The sequence below is a fragment of the Massilia sp. NBRC 108631 genome (assembly GCF_059704565.1).
Window position 1 is genome coordinate 1 of sequence record NZ_BAAKJE010000128.1, and the last position, 13,997, is coordinate 13,997.

Annotated in this window: 14 protein-coding genes; 7 read left to right on the forward strand and 7 right to left on the reverse strand. The window is 63.7% G+C overall.

Going from position 1 to position 13,997, the window contains the following annotated elements:
- Positions 1 to 195 precede the first annotated feature (195 nt).
- The 5 genes from AC6H42_RS14215 to cysS form a co-directional block, all read right to left on the reverse strand.
- Positions 196 to 1,443, reverse strand: coding sequence for an aspartate kinase (locus AC6H42_RS14215; protein ID WP_057155474.1), 1,248 nt, complete (start codon positions 1,441 to 1,443; stop codon positions 196 to 198).
- A 142-nt stretch (positions 1,444 to 1,585) separates the two neighbouring features.
- Positions 1,586 to 2,974: a tRNA lysidine(34) synthetase TilS gene (tilS, locus tag AC6H42_RS14220; RefSeq protein ID WP_497548328.1), complete on the reverse strand. Its 1,389-nt coding sequence runs from the start codon at positions 2,972 to 2,974 to the stop codon at positions 1,586 to 1,588.
- A 159-nt stretch (positions 2,975 to 3,133) separates the two neighbouring features.
- Positions 3,134 to 4,108 (reverse strand): acetyl-CoA carboxylase carboxyltransferase subunit alpha, encoded by a 975-nt coding sequence (locus AC6H42_RS14225; protein WP_057155476.1) that lies wholly within the window; start codon positions 4,106 to 4,108, stop codon positions 3,134 to 3,136.
- A 69-nt stretch (positions 4,109 to 4,177) separates the two neighbouring features.
- Positions 4,178 to 4,837 carry a DNA-3-methyladenine glycosylase family protein gene (locus AC6H42_RS14230; protein WP_057155477.1) on the reverse strand — a complete coding sequence of 220 codons (660 nt, stop codon included), beginning with the start codon at positions 4,835 to 4,837 and terminating at the stop codon, positions 4,178 to 4,180.
- Entirely contained in the window at positions 4,837 to 6,225 is a 1,389-nt protein-coding gene (cysS, locus tag AC6H42_RS14235) for a cysteine--tRNA ligase (RefSeq protein WP_057155478.1), read from the reverse strand. Before cysS ends, AC6H42_RS14230 begins: the two co-directional genes overlap by 1 nt.
- A gap of 238 nt (positions 6,226 to 6,463) precedes the next feature.
- Here cysS and AC6H42_RS14240 point away from each other — a divergent pair, with 238 nt between their 5' ends.
- The 5 genes from AC6H42_RS14240 (at position 6,464) to AC6H42_RS14260 (ending at position 10,096) form a co-directional block, all read left to right on the forward strand.
- Positions 6,464 to 7,078 carry a peptidylprolyl isomerase gene (locus AC6H42_RS14240; RefSeq protein WP_057155479.1) on the forward strand — a complete coding sequence of 205 codons (615 nt, stop codon included), beginning with the start codon at positions 6,464 to 6,466 and terminating at the stop codon, positions 7,076 to 7,078.
- 100 nt (positions 7,079 to 7,178) lie between these two features.
- The gene (locus tag AC6H42_RS14245) at positions 7,179 to 7,670 is read left to right on the forward strand and encodes a peptidylprolyl isomerase (protein ID WP_057155480.1); all 492 of its coding nucleotides are present in this window, start codon (positions 7,179 to 7,181) and stop codon (positions 7,668 to 7,670) included.
- Between the two features lie 25 nt (positions 7,671 to 7,695).
- Positions 7,696 to 8,463, forward strand: a complete 768-nt coding sequence (locus AC6H42_RS14250; RefSeq protein WP_497548329.1) for a UDP-2,3-diacylglucosamine diphosphatase — start codon at positions 7,696 to 7,698, stop codon at positions 8,461 to 8,463.
- A 128-nt stretch (positions 8,464 to 8,591) separates the two neighbouring features.
- The gene (locus tag AC6H42_RS14255) at positions 8,592 to 9,329 is read left to right on the forward strand and encodes a substrate-binding periplasmic protein (protein WP_497548330.1); all 738 of its coding nucleotides are present in this window, start codon (positions 8,592 to 8,594) and stop codon (positions 9,327 to 9,329) included.
- Positions 9,326 to 10,096, forward strand: a complete 771-nt coding sequence (locus AC6H42_RS14260; RefSeq protein WP_497548331.1) for a transporter substrate-binding domain-containing protein — start codon at positions 9,326 to 9,328, stop codon at positions 10,094 to 10,096. Before AC6H42_RS14255 ends, AC6H42_RS14260 begins: the two co-directional genes overlap by 4 nt.
- A 1-nt stretch (position 10,097) precedes the next feature.
- Here AC6H42_RS14260 and gudD read toward each other — a convergent pair whose 3' ends face one another.
- Positions 10,098 to 11,429 carry a glucarate dehydratase gene (gene gudD, locus AC6H42_RS14265; RefSeq protein ID WP_057155484.1) on the reverse strand — a complete coding sequence of 444 codons (1,332 nt, stop codon included), beginning with the start codon at positions 11,427 to 11,429 and terminating at the stop codon, positions 10,098 to 10,100.
- A gap of 84 nt (positions 11,430 to 11,513) precedes the next feature.
- On the opposite strand from gudD, the gene AC6H42_RS14270 reads away from it, so the two are divergent.
- Positions 11,514 to 12,563: a LacI family DNA-binding transcriptional regulator gene (locus tag AC6H42_RS14270; protein WP_082551823.1), complete on the forward strand. Its 1,050-nt coding sequence runs from the start codon at positions 11,514 to 11,516 to the stop codon at positions 12,561 to 12,563.
- A gap of 7 nt (positions 12,564 to 12,570) precedes the next feature.
- Here the strand turns inward: AC6H42_RS14270 and AC6H42_RS14275 are convergent, their stop codons facing one another.
- Complete coding sequence (locus AC6H42_RS14275; RefSeq protein WP_057155485.1) at positions 12,571 to 12,963, reverse strand: RidA family protein; 393 nt, start codon at positions 12,961 to 12,963, stop codon at positions 12,571 to 12,573.
- Positions 12,964 to 13,077: 114 nt separating this feature from the next.
- On the opposite strand from AC6H42_RS14275, the gene AC6H42_RS14280 reads away from it, so the two are divergent.
- Positions 13,078 to 13,995 carry a LysR family transcriptional regulator gene (locus AC6H42_RS14280; RefSeq protein ID WP_057155486.1) on the forward strand — a complete coding sequence of 306 codons (918 nt, stop codon included), beginning with the start codon at positions 13,078 to 13,080 and terminating at the stop codon, positions 13,993 to 13,995.
- Positions 13,996 to 13,997: the final 2 nt, after the last annotated feature.

A 13,997-nucleotide genomic window follows, 5' to 3' on the forward strand; every position in this document is an offset into this window, starting at 1 on the left:
CGGTGGGATTCGAACCCACGATACAGGTATAAGCCGTATGCATCCTTAGCAGGGATGTGCCTTCGGCCACTCGGCCACGTCTCCTAGCTGATTACTCAACTATTTGCCTTTTCTTCCACGTTTCCGCTTCGGATCAGACGAGCGCTATCTTACTGGCCCGCCCCTCGTTTGGTCAAGGAATCGGGCCATCTTTTTTTACTCTTTTTCCAGCTCGAAGGCCTTGTGCAATGCGCGCACGGCAAGTTCCATGTACTTTTCGTCTATCAGTACCGAAATCTTGATCTCGGAGGTGGAGATCATCATGATGTTGATGTTCTCTTCGCTCAGGGTGCGGAACATCTGCGAGGCTACGCCGACGTGCGAACGCATGCCGACGCCGACCACGGAGATCTTCGATACCTTGGCGTCGCCTACCAGGATGCTGTAGCCGATTTCGGCTTTCTGGCCTTCCAGTACGTCGATCGCCTTCTGGTAGTCGTTGCGCGATACGGTGAAGGTGAAGTCGGTTTTACCGTCCACGGACTGATTCTGTATGATCATGTCCACTTCGATATTGGCGTCGGCCACCGGGCCGAGGATGTGGTAGGCCACGCCCGGACGGTCCGGCACGCCCAGCACGGTGATTTTGGCTTCGTCGCGGTTGAAGGCGATGCCCGAGATGACTGCTTGTTCCATGTTGGTGTCTTCCTCAAACGAAATCAGGGTGCCGGAGTTGGCTTCGGTTTCGAGATCCATCAGCGGATCGGTCAGCGACGACAATACGCGCGTCGGTACGCGGTAGTTGCCCGCGAATTCCACGGAGCGCGTCTGCAGCACTTTCGAGCCCAGCGAGGCCAGTTCCAGCATTTCTTCGAACGTGATCGCCTTCAGGCGGCGCGCTTCCGATACCACGCGCGGGTCGGTCGTGTACACGCCGTCCACATCGGTGTAGATCAGGCATTCGGCCGCCTTCAGCGCGGCGGCGATCGCCACGGCCGAGGTGTCCGAACCGCCGCGGCCCAGCGTGGCGATGTTGTCGTTGTCGTCCACGCCCTGGAAGCCGGTGATGATGACGATCTTGCCGGCGTCGAGGTCTTTGCGCACGCGCTCGTCGTCGATCGACTGAATGCGGGCTTTGGTGAAGGCGGAGTCGGTTTTAATCGCCACTTGCCAGCCAGCGTAGGAGACCGCAGCCTTGCCGATCGCTTGCAGCGCCATCGACAGCAGACCCACGGAGACCTGTTCGCCGGTGGAGGCGATCATGTCCAGTTCACGCGGGTCGGGCGGGTTTTGAATTTCCTTTGCCAGCGCGATCAGACGGTTGGTCTCGCCGGACATGGCCGACGGTACCACGACGATCTGGTGTCCTGCGTCGTGCCATTTGGCGACGCGGCGCGCGACGTTCTTGATGCGGTCGGTCGATCCCATCGACGTTCCGCCATATTTGTGAACGATTAAAGCCATAACAGTGATGTTTCCGCTCGAAGATTGAAAAAAGGGAGGGCTTGTAACTCTACATGTTGCAGTGCGAAACGACAAGCCAAAAAAGTTATGACGTCATACAGTATTGGCATATGGACATACGAAATCGCCGCAGTACCAACTTTTATTTTGATTCCCAGCGGAAGACCACACGTTCAACGGCACCCTGCCCCATTTGCTGGCAGTCCATGCCGATTCCTGCGGCAAAAAGCAATTGCGCCTGGGTTTTGACCACCGGCAGGCGGCCGCGCTCCCAGGCCGGGATGCCCAAGGTCTGGTAGTGGTATTTGAGGGCGCGCGTGGGACGATTCTCGGCGGGCTTCAGGCGCTCGCCGCCGCGCCGGAACTCAATGGTGAGGTATTGGCCGCGCAGCCAGGCGGCGTCGATGCCCTGCTCGGCCGGCTCGATGTGCAGCACGCCGCCGTAATCGGGAAAATCGATGGACGCTTCGCCGTTCCAGCGAAAGTCCTGGCCGGGGGAGTCGTCGAACTGGTCTTCGCGGGTGCCCGCGATCTCGGGCAGCTTGGAAATCAGGTGCAGGCGGTCGCGGTGGCGGCGCACGTCCACTTCGGGGTGCACCACCAGCATTTGCGTGTCGTGGCGCGCTTCGAGCAGCTGGGCCAGCATTTCGGACAGCCAGGCGGTGGACGGCATGCTCAGGCCGCGCAGCGCGAACCAGTGGCGCAGCAGGTTGTAGGCGCGGTCGGTGCTCATGTCGCGCAGCTTGGCCACCTGCAGGCAGTCGCCATCCAGCGCTGCGGCCAGGTCCTGTTCGGCCAGTTCGGTCAGCAGGCGCTGGGCGGACTGGGCGTGCTGGGCGCTGCGGGCGAAGCGCTCCTGGAAGCCGGGGAAGTACCGGGCCAGCGCGGGCATGACGGTGTGGCGCAGCGCGTTGCGGGCGTAGCGCGGGTCGTCGTTGGATTCGTCCTCGATATGGGCGATGCCGTGCTGCGCCACGTAGGCTTCGAGCTGCTTGCGTGAAGCGGGCAGCAGTGGCCGCATCATCACCAGGCCGGGATTGGCAAGCAGTTCGGGCGCGGTGTTGGCGGCGTCCATGCCGGACAGGCCGGCGGTGCCCGAGCCGCGCAGCAGCTGCAGCAGCACGGTTTCGGCCTGGTCGTCCTGGTGGTGGGCGGTGAGCAGCAGCTGCACGCCGTGTTCGGCGCACATGGCGCCCAGGGCGGCGTAGCGGGCCTTGCGGGCGGCCGCTTCGATGCCGCTCTTGCGCGCGTTTTCCAGGGTGATGCGGCGCGCTTCGAAGCCGATGCCGAGGGCGGCGCATTGCGCTTCGCAGTGCGCCAGCCAGGCGTCGGCGTTGGGGCTGAGGCCGTGGTGGACGTGGAAGGCGTACAGGGACGCGCCCGCCTGTTTCGCCCAGGCGTGGGCGAGGTGCAGCAGCGCGGAGGAGTCGAGGCCGCCGCTCAGGGCGATGGCGATGCGGCCGCCATGCTGCGCGGTGGCGAGCGCGCCGGCGAAGGTGCTGGCGAGGGTGGCGGTTTGCTGCTTTTTCATGGGGACTCCGGGGGTGCGGGCGGCTCACGGCGGGTTACGGCTCGTGGCGTCCGTAGCGCGGTTAGCGCAGCGTAACCCGCCATGGTGGAACCGCCGAAATGCAAAAAAACCGGAGCAGGCTGGCGCCGGCTCCGGTCTGGTTTCTGCCAGCGGCGCTGCTTACTCTTGCGGCGTGGTTTCTTTGAACTTGCCGTAGCTCATCAGTTTTTCGTGGCGGGCGTTGATCAGGTCCTTGGTTTTCATGCCGTGGAACTGGCGCAGCGAGTCGGCCAGGGCGCGTTTCAGCATGGTGGCCATGGCTTTCGGGTCGCGGTGGGCGCCGCCCAGCGGTTCGGAGACGATCTTGTCGATCAGGCCGATGGCTTTCAGGCGGTGCGCGGTCAGGCCCAGCGCTTCGGCGGCGTCGGCCGCGCGTTCGCTGGTTTTCCACAGGATCGAGGCGCAGCCTTCCGGCGAGATCACCGAGTAGGTGGCGTATTGCAGCATCAGCACCTGGTCGCCCACGGCAATCGCCAGCGCGCCGCCGGAGCCGCCTTCGCCGATGATGGTGGCGATCAGCGGCACTTTCAGCTCCGCCATCACGTACAGGTTATGGCCGATGGCTTCGGACTGGCCGCGCTCTTCGGCGTCGATGCCGGGGAACGCGCCCGGGGTGTCGACAAAGGTGAAGATCGGCAGGTTGAATTTCTCGGCCAGCTTCATCAGGCGCATGGCCTTGCGGTAGCCTTCCGGCTTGGGCATGCCGAAGTTGCGCATGGCGCGCTCTTTGGTGTCGCGGCCCTTCTGGTGGCCGATGACCATGCAAGCCTGGCCGTTGAAGCGCGCCAGGCCGCCGACGATGGACTGGTCGTCCGCATAGGTGCGGTCGCCGTGCAGTTCATGGAAGTCGGTGAAGATTTCATTCACATAGTCCATGGTGTATGGACGCTGCGGGTGGCGCGCGATCTGCGCCACTTGCCAGGGGGTCAGCTTGGCGTAGATGTCTTTGGTCAGCTGCTGGCTCTTCTTGGCCAGGCGGTCGATCTCCTCGGAGATGTCGACGGCCGAGTCGTCTTGCACGAAACGCAGTTCTTCAATTTTGGAATCGAGTTCCGCAATCGGTTGCTCAAAATTGAGGAAAGTTGTCTTGGTCATTGTACCTCCGTGTTATGGCCCGGATGGCGGGCGGCCCGGGGGCCAGCCTCGCGCTGGGCGAATTTTTCGCTATTCTACCGGAACCGGGTCCAGACTACGCCATAAATACCAGGTGGCGACGGTCCGATAGGGTTCCCAGTTGGCAGCCACTTCGCGCGCATCGCTGCGCGAAACGGGCTCGCCGGAGAAATAGTTTTGGCTGATGCCCTGGATCAGACCGGGGTCGTCCAGCGGCAGAACATTGGGACGGAGCAGATTAAATATCAAAAACATCTCCGCTGTCCAGCGCGTGATACCACGTATCTGCACCAGTTCGGCGATGACGGCTTCGTCATCCATCTGGTCCCACTGGTTGGCGTGGACTTTCTTGGCCTTGAAGTTGTCGGCCAGGTCCAGGATGTATTCGGTCTTGCGCTTGGACAGGCCGCAGGCGGCCAGTTCCTCGGCGCCGGCTTTCAACACGGCGGCCGGGGTGAATTTCGGGCAGGCCGCCAGCAGCTTCTGCCAGGCGGCAGCGGCTGCTTTGGGCGTGACCTGCTGTTTGACGATGGAACGGGCCAGGGTCGTGAACGGGTCGTCGTGGCCGACCAGGTGCAGGTCGCCGAACTGCGGGATGAGCTTTTTCATGATGCGGTCGCGCTTCATGAGCTCCTGCTTGGCTTCTTCCCAGTACGGCGGCACTGCTACCGCTGGGGACTGCGCCCCCATCATGTCCGTGGCCTTCACCATTATGCGCGGCGCCAGTTGGTGGTGCCGTCAGGCTTGTCTTCCAGGACAATGCCGGCGGCCAGCAAGTCGGCGCGGATCTGGTCCGACAGCGCGAAGTCGCGCGCCTTCTTGGCGGCTGCGCGGGCAGCGATCTGCTGCTCGATGGCGGCGGCGTCGTCACCGGACGCGCCCACGCCCGCTTGCAGGAAGGCCTGCGGCGCGCGCTCCAGCAGTCCCAGTACGGCGGCCAGCTCTTTCAGCTGGCGCGCCACGGCGGGCGATTTGGATTTGTTCAGTTCCGTGGCCAGGTCGAACAGCACCGACACGGCCATCGGCGTGTTGAAGTCGTCGTCCATGGCTTCGGCGAAGCGCTTGGCGTTCGCTTCGGTCCAGTCCAGTGCGGCGCCATCGCCCTGCACGCCGTCCAGCGCCGTGTACAGCCGCGTCAGCGCGCCCTTGGCGTCGTCCAGGTGGGCGTCCGAGTAGTTCAGCGGGCTGCGGTAGTGGGCGCGCAGGATGAAGAAGCGCACCACTTCGGCGTCGTACTTTTTCAGCACGTCGCGGATGGTGAAGAAGTTGCCCAGCGATTTGGACATCTTCTCGTTATCCACGCGCACGAAACCGTTGTGTATCCAGTAGTTGGCCAGGGCGTGGCCGGTGGCGCCTTCCGATTGCGCGATCTCGTTCTCGTGGTGCGGGAACTGCAGGTCCGCGCCGCCGCCGTGGATGTCGAACTGGTCGCCCAGTAGCGAGGCGCACATGGCGGAGCACTCGATGTGCCAGCCCGGACGGCCCTTGCCCCACTTGGAGTCCCACTTCACTTCTTCCGGCTCCGATTCCTTGGACGCTTTCCACAGCACGAAGTCCAGCGGGTCGCGCTTGCCGGTGTTGACGTCCACGCGCTCGCCGGCGCGCAGGTCGTCCAGCGACTTGCCGGACAGCTTGCCGTAGCCTTCGAAATTGCGCACGGCATAGTTCACGTCGCCGTCCTCGCCCTGGTAGGCCAGGTCTTTCGCTTCCAGCTTTTCAATCAGCGCCAGCATCTGCGGCACGTATTCGGTGGCGCGCGGCACCAGCGTCGGCGGCTGAATGCCCAGCGCGGCGGTGTCCTCGTCCATATACTTGGTGAAGCGCGAGGTGAGCTGGCCGATGGTTTCGCCGTTTTCAACCGCGCGCTTGATGATCTTGTCGTCGATGTCCGTGATGTTGCGCGCGTAGGTGACTTCGTAGCCCGATGCCTTGAGCCAGCGGTAGACCACGTCGAACGCCATCATCATGCGGCCGTGGCCGATGTGGCAGTAATCGTAGATCGTCATGCCGCAGACATACATGCGGACTTTGCCCGCTTCCATCGGTACGAATGTTTGCTTCTCGCGCGCCAGCGTGTTGTAAATCTTTAAATTGCTCATCGGACTCTTGCGTTTTTGTTAAGTGCAAGCCAGCCGGACAATACGAGAACCGGGCGCGGGCACTTCTGGTGCCGCACCGGGCTCTCAAGCATTTGCCGTGGAGACTGACAGACCCTCGGTATCTTGTTGTTCTAGTTTGCTAGAATGAAACGTCAACGCTTAGTATAGCATTGATAAAAACCGGACTGCCCCGATCTTGGTCTGGTTTTATCAGAACATACACAAAAAGGATGACCATATGCAAGACACCAAGACCCTGCTGGCAAAATTCTTCAGCCTGTTCGCCGGCGTGGCCCTGTCCGGCGCGGTGGCTGCCGCCCCGGCCGCGCCCAATCCCACGCCCCAGGTATCGCTGAAGACCACCGAGGGCGAGATCGTGCTCGAGCTGAACCAGGAAAAAGCGCCCAAGTCGGTGGCCAACTTCCTGTCCTACGTGAAGAGCGGCCACTACAAGGGCACCATTTTCCACCGCGTGATCGACGGCTTCATGATCCAGGCTGGCGGCTACACCGTGGACCTGAAGGGCAAGCCGACCAAGCCGCCGGTGGTGAGCGAGTCGCAAAACGGCCTGAAGAATGAAACCTACAGCGTGGCCATGGCCCGCACCGGCAACCCGAACTCGGCCACGGCGCAATTCTTCATCAACGTGGTGGACAACACCGGCCTCGACTATCCCGGCCAGGACGGCTTCGGCTACACCGTGTTCGGCAAGGTGGTCAAGGGCCACGAGGTGGTGGACAAGATCAAGGGCGTGCTGGTGGACGACAAGGGCATCTTCCAGAACATCCCCGTGACGCCCATCGTCATCAAGTCCGCCACGGTACTGAAAACGCCTGTTCCGGTGACGCAGTAAAATAGCGCTTTGGCCGCGCCTGCTGTATAGTCGCGGCCCTGTACGAAACGCATCACAATTTCCAGATCAACACCTCAAGATAACTACGTCAAGGATAATCATGACCACCATCGTCATCACCACCAACATGGGCAAGATCACCGCTGAGCTGGACGCTGAAAAGGCGCCGAAAACGGTTGAGAACTTCCTGGCCTACATGAACGCCGGCCACTACAACAACACCATCTTCCACCGCGTGATCGACGGCTTCATGATCCAGGGCGGCGGCTTCGAGCCAGGCATGAAGCAGAAGCCGGCCGACACCACCGTGGAAAACGAAGCCAAGAACGGCTTGAAAAACGAGCCGTACACCCTGGCCATGGCCCGCACCTCGGCGCCGCACTCGGCATCGGCCCAGTTCTTCATCAACGTGAAGAACAACTCCTTCCTGGACTACCCAGGCCAGGACGGCTGGGGCTACGCTGTGTTCGGTAAAGTCACCGAAGGCACCGAAGTCGTGGACGCGATGAAAAAAGTGAAAACCACCCGCAGCGGCATGTTCGCCGACGTGCCAGTGGAAGACATCGTCATCGAGAAAGTCGAAGCCGTTTAATCGGGCTCGCAGCACGCCCTATCCGATGCAGGCCGACGGCACCAGGCGCATCAGCGCCCTCTTCATTTCCGACCTGCATCTGCAGCCGGCCCAGCCCGCCATCACGGCGGCGTTCCATGCCTTCATGGAACAGCAGGCGCCGGCTGCCGCCTCGCTATACCTGCTCGGCGACCTGTTCGAGTACTGGGCCGGCGACGACGACCTCGCCGAACCGTTCCACCAAGAAATTACCTGCGCCATCCGCCGCGTCAGCGACGCCGGCGTGGCGGTATTCTGGATTGCCGGCAACCGCGACTTCCTGGCCGGCGACGGCTTTGCGGCCGCTTCCGGCGCCACCATCCTGCCCGAAACCTGGGTGGCCGACATCGGCGGCCAGCGCGTGGTGCTGCTGCACGGCGATGCGCAGTGCACCGGCGACCTGAAGTACATGGAGTTCCGCGCCCAGGTGCGCCAGCCCGCGTGGCAACAGCAATTCCTGGCCATGCCGCTGGCCCAGCGCAAGGCCATCATCGCCGGCTTGCGCGACAACAGCCGCAAGGCCCACACCGAAAAGTCCTATGAGATCATGGACGTCACGCCGCAGGCGATTGCCGACATCTTCGAGCAGACCGGCGCCAGCGTCATGATCCACGGCCATACCCACCGCCCCGCCCTGCACGAGGTAGCCGGCAAGCGCCGCTACGTGCTGCCGGACTGGGAGCCGGATTCCGTGCCGCCCCGCGGCGGCTGGATTGCCATCGCCGCAGATGGCGCCATCACCCGCCACCAATTGGATGGCGCCATCATCGCCTGACTTTTTGTAGTCGTGTTACACATCGCTACATTATCCGTGTGGAATTATTAGCAAGTCCCCGCGTATAATCGTTTCATCAATGTGAAATGTGCGGTCCGATGAATCCAGGCTTGAATCCAGGCGTATTAATGGCTACGCCTCTGCTGCTGGCCGCCGTGCTGGCCGCCGCTCCAGCCTCCGCGCAGCCCCTCACGGTCGCCTGGCGCGAGAAGGCGCCCTATTACTACCTGGAAGACGGCATGGAAAAGGGCTTCATGCTGGCCTATGCGAAGCAATTGTTCGCCACCGCCGGCGTGGAGGCGCAATTCGTGCGCGAGCCGCACAAGCGCATCTTCAGCCGCTTCGCCGACGGCACCCGCAACTACTGCTCGATCGCGTGGTACCGCTTGCCGGAACGCGAACAGGTTGCCCAATACTCCCTGCCCGTTTATACCGATCCGCCGCAGACCATCCTGGTGGCGCCGGCAGCCCTGCAGCGCGTGCGCACGCACCCCACCCTGGCTTCGATGATGGCGGACCCGGTCCTGACACTGGCCGTCATGGACGGCGTGTCCTACGGCCCGGAACTGGACGCCCGCATCAAGCAAAGCGCCAACCAGATCATGCGCCGCACCGTGCCCACCTCCAATATGGTGCAAATGCTGGCGGCTGGCCGCGCCTCCTATCTGCTGACGGACCGCAACGACTGGAACTACATGCGCACGCGCCACAAGCAGCTGGCCAGCCTGGTGCAGTATGAAGTGCCTGACCTGCCGCCGGGGCTGAAACGCCACATCCTGTGCAGCCGCGACGTGCCCGCCGCCACCATGGAAAAACTGAACCAGGCCATCCGCACCAGCGCCAAGCCCAGCGCACAAGACAAATGATGGCACCACGCGCCGCCCTTGTCCTTCTTGGCAGCACGCCGCTGGCGGCGGCCTTGGCCATGCCCGCCGCGAATGCGGCAGCCGCCCCCATCACCGTGGCGTGGTCCGAAAAGCCGCCCTACTACTACATCGAGGACGGCCTAGAAAAAGGCTTCCTGCTGGCATACGGCAAAACGCTGTTCGCCGCCGCAGGCATCGAGGCCATCTTTGTGCGCGAACCGCAGAAACGCATCTGGTCGCGCTTCCGTACCGGCATGCGCAACTACTGTTCGATCGGCTGGTACCACCTGGCCGAGCGCACGGCTATCGCGCAATACTCGCTGCCGATTTACACGGACCCAACCCAGATGGTGCTGATCGCGCCGAAGGCGGTGGCACAGGTGCAGGCGCACGCCACGCTGGCCTCCATGCTGGCCGACCCGGCGCTGACGCTGGGCCTGCTGGACGGCTCCTCGTATGGCGCGGAGCTGGACGCGCGCATCCAGCGCAGCGCGAACCGCAAGATGCTCAGCAACGTGAACAGCGTGGGCATGATGCAGATGGTGGCGGCGGACCGTGTTTCCTACATGCTGTCCGACCGCACCGACTGGAACCACATGCGCATCCGCCACCGGGCGCTGGACAGCGTGGTGCAGTATGAAGTGCCGGACGTGCCGCCCGGCCTGAAGCGCCATATCGTGTGCAGCCGGGACATTCCGGCCGCCACCATGGAAAAGCTGAACCAGGCGATCCGCGTGACGCCGAAGCCGGTTCCAGCGGAAAAGTAGATCAGCGCACGAAGCTCGGGCGCTTGTTGTCGAACTTCCAGCCCGGGAAGTAGAACTGCATCGCCACCGCGTCGTCGCGCGCGCCCAGGCCCATGCCCAGGTACACCTGGTGCGCCGCGTCGATCGCGTCCATATCGACTTCCACGCCCAGGCCGGCCCTGGCCGGCACGCTGATCTTGCCGCCCTCGATCTGCATCGGCGCCTTGGTCAGGCGCTGGCCGTCCTGCCAGATCCAGTGCGTGTCGATGGCGGTGATATTGCCCGGCGCGGCTGCGGCCACGTGGGTGAACATGGCGAGCGATATGTCGAAGTGGTTGTTCGAGTGCGAACCCCAGGTCAGGCCCCATTCCTTGCACATCTGCGCCACCCGCACCGAGCCTTCCATGGTCCAGAAGTGCGGGTCGGCCAGCGGAATGTCGACCGACTGCAGCTGGATCGAATGGCCCATCTCGCGCCAGTCGGTGGCGATCATATTGGTGGCGGTGCGCAGGCCGGTGGCACGGCGGAACTCGGCCATCACTTCACGGCCGGAATAGCCGTTCTCGGCGCCGCACGGGTCTTCCGCATAGGCCAGCACGTGGTGCTGGTCGCGGCACAGGCGGATCGCGTCCTTCAGCGACCAGGCGCCGTTCGGGTCGAGCGTGATGCGCGCTTCCGGGAAGCGCCCGGCCAGCGCCGTCACCGCTTCGATTTCCTCCTCGCCGCGCAGCACGCCGCCTTTCAGCTTGAAGTCCTTGAAGCCGTAGCGCTCATAAGCCGCTTCGGCAAGGCGCACCACCGCTTCCGGCGTCATGGCCTTTTCATGGCGCAGGCGCGACCAGGCATCCGGCGCATCTGGCTCGCTGTTGTATGGGAGGTCGGTCACGCTGCGGTCGCCGATGTAAAACAGGTAGCCCAGCACCGGCACTTCGCTGCGCTGCTGGCCGTCGCCCAGCAAGGCGCACACCGGCACGCCCAGGAATTGGCCCAGCAGGTCGAGCAACGCCGATTCCAGTGCGGTGACGGCATGGATCGCAATGCGCAGGTCGAAGGTCTGCAAGCCGCGCCCGCCAGCGTCGCGCTCGGCGAAAGCGGTACGCGCCGCGTTCAGGATGGCCTTGTAGTTGCCGATGGACTGCCCGACCACCATCGCTTGCGCGTCTTCCAGTGTCTTGCGGATCGCCTCGCCGCCCGGCACCTCGCCCACGCCGGTGTTGCCGGCACTGTCCGTCATGAGCACGATGTTGCGCGTGAAGTAAGGGCCGTGCGCGCCGCTCAGGTTGAGCAGCATGCTGTCGCGGCCGGCAACGGGGATGACGCGCATGGCGGTAATGAGCGGGGTCGAATTCTGCATCTTGCACTCCAAATGATTGAAAATGATATATAGTTCACACTATCTACATCAAATCCTACCATAACTACCTAGTCGTCGTACAACATGAAGAAGAACAAACCGGAACTTCGTTTGCTGACCACCCCCACTGCGCAGGTGCAGGTAAGCGGCGCCACGCTGGTGGACGTGGCGAGGGTGGCGGGCGTGTCGCCCATTACCGTGTCACGCGCGCTGAACCAGCCGCAGCTGGTGCGGCCCAACACGCTGGCCAAGGTGCAAGCGGCCGTGCAGGAAACCGGCTATGCGAAAAACATGTTGCCGGGCGGATTGGCGGCCAGCCGCAGCAAGCTGGTGGCGCTGGTGCTGCCGACGATTTCGAACCAGATTTTCGCGGACATGATCCAGGGCACCAGCGACGCGCTGACGCAGGCTGGCTACCAGTTGCTGCTGGGATTTTCCGGCTACGAGGAATGGCGCGAGGAGATCCTGGTGGAGACCATCATGAGCCGGCGCCCGGATGGCATCATCCTGACCGGCACGCTGCACACCGATAACACGCGGCGCCGCTTGCAGCAGTCCGGCACGCCGGTAGTGGAGACCTGGGACATGACGGCCTCGCCGATCGACATGGTGATCGGCTTTTCTCACGAGGAAGTGGGCCATGCGACGGCTACGCATCTGCTGCAACAGGGCTGCCGCCGCTTCGCCATACTGACCGCCGGCGACCCGCGGGCGGCGCGCCGCAACCAGGGCCTGCAGGCGGCACTGGCCAAGCAGGGCGTGAGCGTGGTGGCCACGCACACGGCGCCGGTGCCAGGCACCCTGCCGCTCGGACGCGAAGGCATGGCACAGCTGCTGCAAGCGCACCCCGGCCTGGACGCGGTGGTGTGCAGCTCGGATACCCTGGCGCATGGTGCGCTGATAGAAGCGGCCGCCAGGGGCGTGCAGGTGCCCGGGCAGCTGAAGGTGGTAGGCTTCGGCGACCTGAATTTTGCCAGCCACACCGTACCGCCGCTGTCCACCATCCGCGTGGACGGCGCCCGCATCGGCGCCCTCGCCGCGCAAGCCATCCTGGCGCGCATGGACGGCACCGGCTCGCCGCCCGCCAGGGCCATCAACACCGGCTTCGAACTGGTGCAGCGCGGCAGCAGTTAGCGGACGGTCAAGCCGGCAGCCTGGCGACTACCTTGATTTCAAACTGAAAACCGTACAGCCACGTTACGCCGACGGCGGTGACCGTCGGATGCGGCGCGCCGCCCCAGAATTCCTGCACCACGCGCCAGATGCGCTCGAACTTCGTTTCGGGGTCGACGATAAAGACGGTCACGTCCTGCACATCGTCGAAGGTACACCGCGCGGCGGCCAGGATGGCGTTCAGGTTCTTGAAGGCGAGCCGCACCTGCGCTTCCAGTTCCGGCTCCGGCGAACCGTCCTCGCGGCTGCCGACCTGGCCGGATACAAACAGCAAGCCATCGGCGCGCACGGCGGGCGAATAGCGGTTCTTTTCGTACAGCGCCTGGCGGCCGGGCGGGAAAACGACGTCGCGTACTGGCATGGGTAGCTCCTGAAAGTTGGTGTGGAGAGCACTTTACCTGCATGCGGATTGCGGATAAACACGCAAATCCCGCCATAACTGTTTGTATAATCCAAACAATAACGGGAGGCGGACATGGACAGGTTTGACGCGATGAAGGCCTTTGTACGGGTGGTGGAAGCCGGCAGTTTCACCAAGGCGGCGCTGACGCTGCACATGAGCCGGACCACGGTGACGCAGTTGGTGCAGCAGCTGGAGGCGCGTCTGCGCCTGAAACTGCTGAACCGCACCACCCGCAAGGTCAATGTCACCGAAGACGGCGCCGTGTACTACGAGCGCATCGTGCGCCTACTGGCCGAGCTGGAGGATGTGGAAACCAGCCTGCCCGGCGCCTCGGCGGCGCCGCACGGCGTGCTGCGGGTGGACGTGCCCAGCCCATTCGCCACCATGATCCTGGTGCCCGCGCTGCCGCTGTTCCACGCGAAGTACCCCGACATCCAGTTCGACCTGGGCGCCAGCGACCGCAAGGTGGACCTGATCGGCGAGAACGTGGACTGCGTGCTGCGCGGCGGCGCCATTGCCGACCTGTCGCTGGCGGCGCGGCACGTGGGCGACCTGCAGCTGGGCGTCTATGCAGCGCCAGCCTACCTGGCGCGCGCCGGCACGCCGCGCCATCCGGCCGAGCTGCAGGACGACGGCCATCGCATCGTCAAGTACCGCTGGTCCGGCAGCGGCGATGGCTTCCCGTACACCATGCGGAAGGACGGCGAGCGCCTGAAGATGCAGGGCCGCCACATCCTGACCATCGACGATGGCAACGCCTACCTGGCGGCAGGCCTGGCGGGGCTGGGCGTGCTTTGGCTACCGGCGTACATGGCGCAGGCGCATGCCACGAGCGGCGCACTGGTGCCGCTGTTCGAAGACTGGCGCACCGAGCCGATGCCGATGCACATCGCTTATCCGCCCAACCGCCATGTCAGCAAGAAGCTGCGCGTGTTCATGGACTGGGTGGCCGAGCTGATGGCGCAGCACGCGCCCGTGACAAGCCGATAAAC